Consider the following 1,383-nt stretch of genomic DNA (forward strand, 5'->3'; position numbering starts at 1 on the left):
CCGTCAGCCGTCCACCGCCGGCCGTGATTCCGGGGCCCGCTCCTGACGTCCTGGCTTGCGCCCAGACGGCCGGTGGGCGGCGGCGGAGTGCTGCGCTCCTCCGCGCTGATGGCCGCGGGGACGGTGGTCTCGCGCGCCACCGGGCTGATCCGGCAGGTGCTGCAGGGAGCGGCCCTGGGCACCAGCCTGCTGGCCACCACCTACAACCAGGCCAACACGGTGCCCACCAGCCTGTACTTCCTGTTGATCGGCGGCGCACTGAACTCCGTCCTGGTCCCGCAGCTGGTCCGGGCCCGCGCGCAGGACGCCGACGGCGGGACGGCATTTGAGCAATGTCTGGTGACCCTCGTGCTCTGCGTCCTCGGGGCCGGCGCCGCGCTGGCGACCTGGGCCGCTCCCGAGATCATCAGCGTCTACCAGCAGGACACGCCGACCACGCACGACGCGTTCGAGCTGACCGTGGTCTTCGCCCGCTTCCTGCTGCCCCAGATCTTCTTCTACGGCGTGTTCAGCATCTTCGGACAGGTCCTCAACGCCCGGAACCGGTTCGGGGCGATGATGTGGACGCCGGTCCTGAACAACGTGGTCCTGATCACCGTGTTCGGCCTCTACCTCGGCCTTATGACCACCCCGGAGACGGTCTCGGACATCACCGGCTCCCAGGTCAGGCTGCTCGGCATCGGAACCACCGTGGCCCTGGCCCTCCAGGCGATCGCCCTGGTTCCGTACGCCCACGCATCCGGATTCCGGCTGCGACCGGGCTTCCGCTGGCGGGGCTCCGGCCTGCGCAGGAGCGTGAGCGCGGCCCGCTGGACCCTGCTGTTCGTCCTGGCCAATCTCGTGGCGGGCACGGTGGTCACCCGCCTGGCCTCCGCCGCGGACGCCGCCCTGCCGCAGGACGGCGTCGGCTACACCGCCTACAGCTACGCCCAGCAGATCTGGATGCTGCCGCAGTCGATCGTCACCGTCTCCCTCGTCACCGCCCTCATCCCGCGCATGAGCCGGGCGGCGGCCGAGCACCGCCTCGACGACCTGCGCGCCGACCTGTCCCGCGCGCTCCGCGTCAGCGGCGTCGTCATCGTCCCTGCGGCGTTCTTCTTCGTCGTCTTCGGCCCGCAGATCGCGGAGCTGCTGTTCGCCCACGGTGGCACCACCGCCGCGGAAACCGTTCCGCTGGGCCACATGCTGCAGGCCTTCGGGCTCGGACTGGTCCCGTTCTCCGCGCAGTACCTGCTGCTGCGCGGCTTCTACGCCTTCGAGGACACCCGCACGCCGTTCCGCATGGCGCTGTGGATCAGCGGCATCGACATCGTCCTGGCCGTGGCCTGCCACCTCTGGCTGCCTCCTCGGTGGGCGGTCACCGGGATGGCCGCCGCCTACGCC

The 1,383-nt window shown here is 70.9% G+C and carries 1 protein-coding gene; it reads left to right on the top strand.

Annotated features, from left to right (window positions below; all coding sequences use genetic code 11):
- Window positions 1-72: 72 nt before the first annotated feature.
- Window positions 73-1,383 (top strand): murein biosynthesis integral membrane protein MurJ (gene murJ, locus ABZ885_RS41220; protein WP_360200353.1); only part of this gene is annotated, 1,311 nt, incomplete at its 3' end.

Origin of the sequence: Kitasatospora sp. NPDC047058 (assembly GCF_040643935.1) — a bacterium.
Lineage (GTDB): Bacteria > Actinomycetota > Actinomycetes > Streptomycetales > Streptomycetaceae > Kitasatospora.